The organism is Sinomonas sp., assembly GCF_036848755.1.
Lineage (GTDB): Bacteria > Actinomycetota > Actinomycetes > Actinomycetales > Micrococcaceae > Sinomonas.
Map to the genome: position 1 here is coordinate 1 of NZ_DAIUJO010000145.1, position 7551 is coordinate 7551.

Genomic DNA, 7551 nt, shown 5'->3' on the forward strand with positions numbered 1-7551 from the left:
GCTGCGAAGGCCCACAGGTGGATGGCGTCGGCGAGGCGCTGGTTGCGGGCGTAGCAGGCGAGCTCGGCGCGGTCGGGCTCGAGGCGCTGGCCGGTCACCACCAACCCGAGCCCATCGAAACGGCAGAACGACGTGAGATCGGGCGGGGCGAAGCCGGCCGCGCCAGTAGCGTCGGACAAGTCGGGGTCCTCCGGTCGGGGTGTGTAGGAACTCCCCATCATCGGAGGACCCCGGCCCTCACACGCGGATGCTCACACCCCGCCCAGCCACACCCTCACTCGCGAAGAGCCCGCCAGATCGCCGAATAGGGCGCAAGGCGGGCTGCCTTGGATGGCTGCTGCGCGCGGTCGTTCTGTGCTTGCCAGGTAGGTCCACCGGCCGGCAGGTTCCACATCAGTCCAGCTGGTCAAGACCCAGTCCGCAGGTTCAGAACCTGAGCGCTGCCGCGATCTGGTCAAGGTGACGGGCCCACGCTTGCTCGTAGACGGCGGCTTCCTCTGCGCGTAGGCCGGAGACTTGCACTCTGACGTTTGTGCCGTCGGCCGCCGGGTTGAGTGTGATCCCGATGAGTGCAGGTGGCGGCTTCTCTGCACTGCCTTCTCGACGGTCCCGCTCGAGGCGTTCGGCGAGGTCGATACGGAACGTCTCCCCTACGCGAGGAACGGTCACGACATTCCGATGGCGTGCGGGCTCATCCGCCGATGGCAAAGGCGAGGAGGGTGTTGATCGCAGTCTCGAGCGGACGGCTTTCCTGGTACACCTGAGACAGCAGGAGCCCACCCTCGAGCGTGGCAAGAAGGGTGATGGCGAGGTCGTCCGGCTCGACACCGGCCGGGAGCTTCCCGTCGGCATGCAGGGATCTGAGTCCGTCGGCGATGGCGACAGCCCACTGATCGAACCCGGCTGCGATGAGGGTCCTGGCCTCGGGGTCACTCTCGGCGAGCTGACCCGCGAGCGAGCCAAGTGCGCAGCCTCCCTTGGCCTTGGTGCGCTTCGCTGCTGTGAGCACCATGGTCTGCCAGGTCTCGACGCCGTTGGCGCCGCTGAGGGCGCGCCGATTGCGACTGACGATGCCTTCGGCTTGGTAGTCGATGACCGCTTGCACGAGGTCTCGCTTGTCGGGGAAGTAGTGGTACATCTGCGATCCGCTGACGTCTGCCGCCACCTTGACGTCCTCCAACGTGGTCGCTGCAACCCCGCGTTCGTGGATCAAGGCCGCAGCCTCCTCCACTATCCGCGCCCGGACGCGTGCTCCCTTGGCAGTGAGCTTCGGCCGGCCGCCACTCGTCTCGTTGACCATGCCCGCATCGTACCCGGCGTTCTGGGTTTGACAACCCAGTCGTTATCTGTCAGAGTGGGTTACAGCACCCAGTCTCTAGAGATCTCTAGAGACGACCCAGCAACGCACGACGGATCGACAGGCAAGAGCGCTCTGGGTGACGGCTCAAGCAACCAACCACGAGGGAGCAACAACATGAGCGCATACGTGCTCGTCGAATTCACAGTCAACGACCCAACTATCTACAAGGAGCGATATGCTCCTATCGCAGGGCAGACCGCCAAAAAGCACGGAGGTGAGGTGATCGCCGCCGGGAACTGGCAAGTGCTGCACGGCGATCGCTCCCTCACGTCGGGGGCATTGGTGCGATTCGCCGACCGCGAGACGGCTCTCGACTGGTACAACTCGCCGGAATATCAGCGCCTCATCGATGTCCGGCAGGTCGCCATGGATGCCCGGTTCAGTCTGCTCGACGGCCACCCTGCGACCACAGATGACGACCGGGAAGTCCGATGAGGGCGCTCGCAGGGAAGACCGCGCTCATTACCGGCGCCAATGCCGGGATCGGCAAGGAAGTGGCCAGGCAGCTGGCGTTGCGGCCGGAGTTCGAGCGGATCTACCTGGCCTGCCGAAACAAAGACCGGGCGACGGCGGCGAGAGCTGAGCTCGAAGCTACGACTGGCCGGTCCATCTTCGAGATCATCGTCATGGACGTCGCCGACCTGGCTTCGGTTCGCGCCGGCGGGGCGGCCATCGAAGGATCCCTCGACGCGCTGGTCATGAACGCCGGAGTCATTGGCCCACAGTCGATGGGCTTGACCGCTGACGGGGTCACCACCGTGTTCGCAACCAACGTTCTTGGCCACGTGGTCCTCCTCGAAGGGCTCCTCGCCGAGGACCGGCTCCGAGAGGTCGCGGTCTTCGCCGGAAGCGAAGCAGTCCGGGGGGTCCCCAAGTTGCGGATGAAGGGGCCCTCGTGGGCCTCCCACTCCACCGACGAGTTCACCACCGTCATCAACGGAAGCTACTTCGCCGGCAAGAAGGCCGACTTCAACCTCGCGTTCGGACAGGCCAAGTACATCGGCGCCCTCTGGATGGCCTACCTGGGCCGCCAACACCCCCACCGACGCTTCGTCACCGTGAGCCCCGGCAACACCACGGGCACCCGAGCAGCCAGTGACCTCCCACTCCCGATGCGCATCGGGGCCAAGTACGTCATGCCTGCGCTCGGTCTCTCGCACACCCTCGACGTGGGCGCCAAGCGACTGGTCGACGGCGTCACCGACCCGACCCTGTCAAGCGGCGTGTTCTACGCCAGCGCAGCCAACACACTCAAAGGTCCCATGGTCAACCAAGCAGACTTCCTCCCCGACCTAGCTAACCCGGCGTACCAGGACCACGCCAATGAGGCCATCCACCGCTTCATCACCGTATGACTCCTGGGCGAGGCGCCAATCGAGAGCACACCGAGTCCGCGAACAGAACATCGCCAAGAGGAGTGCTCTATGGAGCCCCGAACGACGGTCCAGTAGTTAGCCGTACTCAGGATCGCGACGCGGAATATGCGCCCCGAATGACGGTCCGAGGGTATCTCAAAACATTCACGGTGATCGCCGGCGGATACGCCCCGGAACGCCGGGTTGAGGTCGATACGCAGATCGGGCTGAGGCTGGCGCGGCTTGGGTCGCGAAGCACCTGTGACTGGTGACTTTGGCCGTCTCATGCCCGGATTACCCTCCTGATCCTATGGACATCGGCCGATGGTTGAGGCTCGCCCTGCTGGTCCTAGGTGGCGCGGCTGCAGCGCTCATCATCGCCGGACATGTCGATCACAAGCCTGCGGTGTTGAACCTCTCGACGAGCGGATTGCATTGGACCGACGTGGTCACCGCGGTCGCGACGGCTACCGGTGTAGTGGGAGGTGCGCTCGTCGCGATCTTCTACGGTCGGAAGGCGAGTGCTTCCATCTCAGCCGAAGCCCATGTCACCGATAGCGGTGTCGTGTTGACCGCCAGACCGGCGATGGTTGGCGCCGGAATATTTCGAATCCGCTTCGCGAAGCATGAAGGCGCAAAGGTCCGTGTAACCGAGGTCTTCAAGGTCGGCGCCAACTTGGTCGACGGCCTGCACTGGGATGCCGATGCGGTCTTTGGGGAGTCATTCGTGGAAGGCGGCGAGACGCTGACAACCACGGTGGTCTTTCCCATCCCGGAGCTCTTTCTCGAACTTGTCGGTTGGCGTGTGTCGTTTGGGGTTACCTCTTCGAGAATGCTCGGCAAGGGCTGGTCATGGGGTGATCAGGTCTTCGTGCCGAGGCCCGCGGTTGTCCACCGGTAGCATGACAGATGGGTTCATTAGCAAGGAGCCGCCAACGTGTCTGAGGACCAGTCCGCGCAACCCTCCAACCGTGAGACCGCAGCCCAGGAGACGCGCAAGGCTGCGGAGCTGCAGATTCCCGAGGGGCAAGGTTTCTTCGCGTCGCCGGAACCAGCCGGAGGATCGCGACCCGAGGGAGTCCATCCCGCGGCCGCAGCCCCCCAGTCGCCGCCCCAAGTCAACGAGCCTGTCGACTGAGTTTGGGCGCGGGCAGAGCCGTGCCACCCCCGTCCCATAACACTCGACAAGTCCGTCCCATAATCCCATCTGGCGATGACCTACAACGCCGGCTCCGAGGCGATCTCGCCGCGCACCGCGCCGGCGGAACATTATGCTCGGGAGGTACGGAAGCTCATCGAGATGAGCTGAGACGCCAGATCGCCGATTAGGGCGTCGGCGGTGGAGCCGGCCGTCGTGTTCCTTGTGAATGGTGTCCCGATGTTCTGCGCTCGAGATGGCGGGGGCCGAGACGCCACCAGGAAAATGGGTGCAACCTGCACCCATTCTTCAGGTAGGATGACGCGGTGGCCAAAGTGATCCAGATCCGAGACGTCCCCGACGACGTGCATGAGGCGCTGGCGAAGGCGGCCGAGGCCGAGAGGCTCTCGTTGAACCGATACGTGCTTCGTGAGCTCGAACATCTGGCCCGTCGAGCCGAAGTCGTCGAACTCAACGCCCGAGTCATTACCGAAACGAGAGCACGGGTCCGCAGGAAGGTGGCGCGCGAGAACATCCTCGCTGCGCTGCAGGAGGGCCGCGAGGAGTGAGGGTGGTAGATGCCGGCGTGCTGGTTGGCGTTCTCGTCGGTGATCTTGAACCGGAGGCACTTGGCGATGAGGAGTTGGTGGCGCCGCACCTGATTGACAGCGAGGTCACGCACGTTCTGCGGCGGCTAGCCCATCAAGGAGATTTGACCGAAGACGCGGCGACCGCTGCGATGGACGGTTTCGTTCGACTCAGTCTCACCCGGTTTCCGGCGGACTGGCTTCGGGGCCGGATGTGGGCGTTACGCCACAACCTTTCGGCCTACGACGCAACATACGTTGCTCTCACGGAAATGCTGTCCGCCACGTCGCTGCTGACTACTGATGCAAGGCTGGCAGCGGCTCCCGGCATCCAGTGCGTGGTGGATGTCCTGTAACTGAGAGATTTGTGTTGCTCCTGACTTCGCGATAGACGAACGGCTTGGAATCAAGCAGCATCCGCGGGTCTCCACGAGCAGTGGAGGAGCATCTGATCATGTCCGATCCGACCCGGGGAAGCGATCGTGGCGGCCGTCGAGCGAAGCGGTTCTTGACCCCGTCACAGAAGTACGAGATCTTCTTGCAGCTGGTCCGAGCCGAGGTGACGATGGCCGAGGCGGCGGAGGCGTGGAAGGTGGACCGAACCACGATCTTGCGGATCCGCACGGTGGCCAAGCAGGGCGCGCTCGATGCCCTGGCGGCGTCACGTCCGGGCGTGAAGGCGGCCCAGCGCGACGCCGAGCTCGACGCCGCCCGGGCGGATGCCGCCCGTCTGGGCGAGGCGGTCAAGGAGATGGCGGTCAAGTTGATGCTGGTCGAGGGAAAAGGGGGTTGGGGCTGAGTGGCCGGGTCCCCGCCCGTGTCGACGCGGCCACCAAGGCCGGCCTGCTCGACCTGATCGACAAGGCCACCGCCGGCGGCTGGAGCCTGCGCGCCGCCTCCCGGTATCTGGAGCTGGGCGAGGTCCGAGCCCATCGCTGGCGGGCCCGGCGCGGCGGCGACGCCTTGGAGGACAAGGCGCCTGGCGGGAGCCCTCTCCACGGTCTGCTCCCCGAAGAGATCTCCGAGATCGTCGCGCTCTACCACGAGTGGGGAGACATCGACCGCTCCCATCGCAAGCTCGCCCACCGCGGCTCGTATCTGGGACGGGTATGGGTCTCCCCGGCGTCGGTGCGACGCGTTCTGGCTGCTCAGGGCCTGGATCTCAACCCGCCGCCACGGCCGGGGACCTCGGCTAGGCGGCCGTTCCCTGACTGGGTCGACTACCGGCCGAACCAGATCTGGATCTACGACACCACGCACTTCACCCGGGCCGGGATGGCCGTGACGATCGTCGAGGACCTCGTGTCCCGCAAGTGGATCGCCGACATCGTCAGCTCCGAGGAGACCTCCACCCAGGTCGAGATCGTCTTCACCGATGCCCTCGCCGCCGAAGGCCTCCTCGCCTTGGTCGAGGCGCGAGCCGACGAGCCCGTCGACCCCGACGTCGAGGATGACCGGCTCCCGATCCTGCTGGCAGTGTCGGACAACGGGTCGCAGATGACGTCGATCTCGACCCGCAAGTTCATGGCGCTGTGCGCCATCGCCACCCACTTCGGCCGGCCGGGCACGCCCACCGACCAGGCCTGGATCGAGAGCTTCAACGGGCACCTCAAGGCCGAAAACCCCCACCTCGAGGCCATCACCGACCCGGCCGTTCTCCGAGCAGAGCTCGCCGTCATCCGGGCCAGATACAACGGGGTCAGGCTCCATGCCGGCATCGGGTATGTCACCCCCGACGACGAGCACACCGGACGCGGTCCCGCGATCCGCAAAGCCCGCGAAGCCGGACTGGAGACCGCACGCCTCCGCCGCCTCGCCTACCATCGAAATCGACCCCAGCAGCAACCCGACCCGAGACCCGATGATGTTGCGTAATCGAACCGGGATCTCTATCGCGAAGTCAGACACAGGTCAGATTCGCCGCCTCGGGCGCCCCGAGCGCCGACTCGGGCGCGGCTGGCCGGGAGCCGTCCTCCTCACAGTTTGAGAGCAGATCCTCCTGATCGGTGCGCCAACCGGCGTTGGCCCGGTCTGCAAGGGGATGGTCACCAGAGACGACCGCCGTGGACAGGGCGGATAAGCACCCGCGCGGCGAGGCGGAACTGGGACAATGTTCTTCGTGAGCGACTTCTGCGGCGACTTCCTGCCGGATGATCCAGTCATTACGGGCGAGACCCGTCCATGCCGTTACTGTCAAAGCGAAAGCCGAACAGTCCAGCGCCGTGCGCGGCTCAGCGACGGCCGAGTCGTCGGGGTCGCACTACAGGTCCACCTCGATGGCTCCGATGCCGACGAGGCTTGTGAGTCGTACGTGACGCCGTCGGGATAGGAAGGATCCCTGCTCGAATCCCGCTCGTGCGTGTCGCAACGCGAGGCAGGGCGGCAGGCGCCCTGACGTTCGCAAAGGCATGCTGCCGCGCCGTGCGCACGGGCGCCCCCGCTCGTGAGCGAAGACATCCGTCACTGAGCCACCCCGCTATCCGCCGTCGGTCTCGTGCTCGCCGTCCTTGTCGACTGTCCAAGTCTTCAAGACCTTGCCATCGGGACCATAGATCGTAAATCGCTCACCCTTCACGTGATCGGGATCCTTCTCGGCATCTTGAGCTTTCTTACGTTTCCCCTCGTATCGTCTTTTTGCCCACTGCTTCGTCCTGTTGTAGACGTCTGTGACAATCACCCCGATAAGGCCTGAGCCGACGCCCGTGCCAATAAAGACCACAACTTCTTCGGGAAATGACGGCGGCGGGAGCCCCCTCCTCCCCGGCTCGTAGTGCGTGATCTTCAGGTCGACATCCACTCCGCCGTTGCCTAGGACGTCTCGCAGCTCGCGCAGCGCGGCCTCTCGTTCCGGGCTTGTGACCATGTAGGCCCTGCCGGCGCGAACCGTGAGCTGTGCCATCTCTCCCTCATCCTTTCCCGCGTCCAGCGACTCTGGATCGTGAACATCCACCCGACACAGATTGTCTCGTCTGCGCTGCGTGGGGGTCTGACCCCCGGAGAACGCAGAAGAGCGCGGAACGACGGTTCCAGTAGTTAGCCGTGCTCAAGATCGCGATGCCGAAGAGGCGCCCAGAATGTTCGTCCGGACCGCCCCCAAACGTCCCCGGCACT

11 protein-coding genes are annotated in these 7551 nt (G+C 64.9%); 8 read left to right on the plus strand and 3 right to left on the minus strand.

The features are described 5' to 3' along the window. Window positions 1-426: 426 nt before the first annotated feature. Together V7053_RS16770 and V7053_RS16775 are read right to left on the minus strand one after the other, a co-directional pair. Complete coding sequence (locus V7053_RS16770; RefSeq protein WP_334173412.1) at window positions 427-669, minus strand: SRPBCC domain-containing protein; 243 nt, start codon at window positions 667-669, stop codon at window positions 427-429. A gap of 22 nt (window positions 670-691) precedes the next feature. Beyond that, on the minus strand, window positions 692-1300 hold the full coding sequence (locus V7053_RS16775) for a TetR/AcrR family transcriptional regulator (RefSeq protein WP_334173413.1): 609 nt from the start codon (window positions 1298-1300) through the stop codon (window positions 692-694). A 174-nt stretch (window positions 1301-1474) separates the two neighbouring features. On the opposite strand from V7053_RS16775, the gene V7053_RS16780 reads away from it, so the two are divergent. The 8 genes from V7053_RS16780 to V7053_RS16815 all read left to right on the plus strand — a co-directional run bounded on the left by V7053_RS16780 (window position 1475) and on the right by V7053_RS16815 (window position 6315). Continuing rightward, window positions 1475-1795 (plus strand): DUF1330 domain-containing protein, encoded by a 321-nt coding sequence (locus tag V7053_RS16780; RefSeq protein WP_334173414.1) that lies wholly within the window; start codon window positions 1475-1477, stop codon window positions 1793-1795. After that, a complete protein-coding gene (locus V7053_RS16785; RefSeq protein WP_334173415.1) occupies window positions 1792-2715 on the plus strand; it encodes an SDR family NAD(P)-dependent oxidoreductase in 924 nt (307 codons plus the stop codon). Before V7053_RS16780 ends, V7053_RS16785 begins: the two co-directional genes overlap by 4 nt. A gap of 310 nt (window positions 2716-3025) precedes the next feature. Then, window positions 3026-3616 carry a hypothetical protein gene (locus V7053_RS16790; RefSeq protein ID WP_334173416.1) on the plus strand — a complete coding sequence of 197 codons (591 nt, stop codon included), beginning with the start codon at window positions 3026-3028 and terminating at the stop codon, window positions 3614-3616. A 36-nt stretch (window positions 3617-3652) separates the two neighbouring features. Further along, window positions 3653-3853 (plus strand): hypothetical protein, encoded by a 201-nt coding sequence (locus V7053_RS16795; protein ID WP_334173417.1) that lies wholly within the window; start codon window positions 3653-3655, stop codon window positions 3851-3853. A 326-nt stretch (window positions 3854-4179) separates the two neighbouring features. Then, window positions 4180-4422 carry a toxin-antitoxin system HicB family antitoxin gene (locus V7053_RS16800; protein WP_334173418.1) on the plus strand — a complete coding sequence of 81 codons (243 nt, stop codon included), beginning with the start codon at window positions 4180-4182 and terminating at the stop codon, window positions 4420-4422. A 2-nt stretch (window positions 4423-4424) separates the two neighbouring features. After that, the gene (locus V7053_RS16805) at window positions 4425-4796 is read left to right on the plus strand and encodes a type II toxin-antitoxin system VapC family toxin (protein WP_334173419.1); all 372 of its coding nucleotides are present in this window, start codon (window positions 4425-4427) and stop codon (window positions 4794-4796) included. Between the two features lie 98 nt (window positions 4797-4894). Further along, window positions 4895-5239 (plus strand): hypothetical protein, encoded by a 345-nt coding sequence (locus V7053_RS16810; protein ID WP_334173420.1) that lies wholly within the window; start codon window positions 4895-4897, stop codon window positions 5237-5239. Then, complete coding sequence (locus V7053_RS16815; RefSeq protein WP_334173421.1) at window positions 5230-6315, plus strand: integrase core domain-containing protein; 1086 nt, start codon at window positions 5230-5232, stop codon at window positions 6313-6315. The genes V7053_RS16810 and V7053_RS16815 overlap by 10 nt, the downstream gene beginning before the upstream one ends. Window positions 6316-6916: 601 nt before the next feature. Here the strand turns inward: V7053_RS16815 and V7053_RS16820 are convergent. Continuing rightward, entirely contained in the window at window positions 6917-7390 is a 474-nt protein-coding gene (locus V7053_RS16820) for a hypothetical protein (protein WP_334173422.1), read from the minus strand. Window positions 7391-7551: the final 161 nt, after the last annotated feature.

Bases quoted from the DNA above. Each gene is read 5' to 3' on its own strand.
- V7053_RS16775 (WP_334173413.1), bottom strand. From the start codon at position 1,300: ATGGTCAACGAGACGAGTGGCGGCCGGCCGAAGCTCACTGCCAAGGGA.
- V7053_RS16780 (WP_334173414.1), top strand. From the start codon at position 1,475: ATGAGCGCATACGTGCTCGTCGAATTCACAGTCAACGACCCAACTATC.
- V7053_RS16785 (WP_334173415.1), top strand. From the start codon at position 1,792: ATGAGGGCGCTCGCAGGGAAGACCGCGCTCATTACCGGCGCCAATGCC.
- V7053_RS16790 (WP_334173416.1), top strand. From the start codon at position 3,026: ATGGACATCGGCCGATGGTTGAGGCTCGCCCTGCTGGTCCTAGGTGGC.
- V7053_RS16810 (WP_334173420.1), top strand. From the start codon at position 4,895: ATGTCCGATCCGACCCGGGGAAGCGATCGTGGCGGCCGTCGAGCGAAG.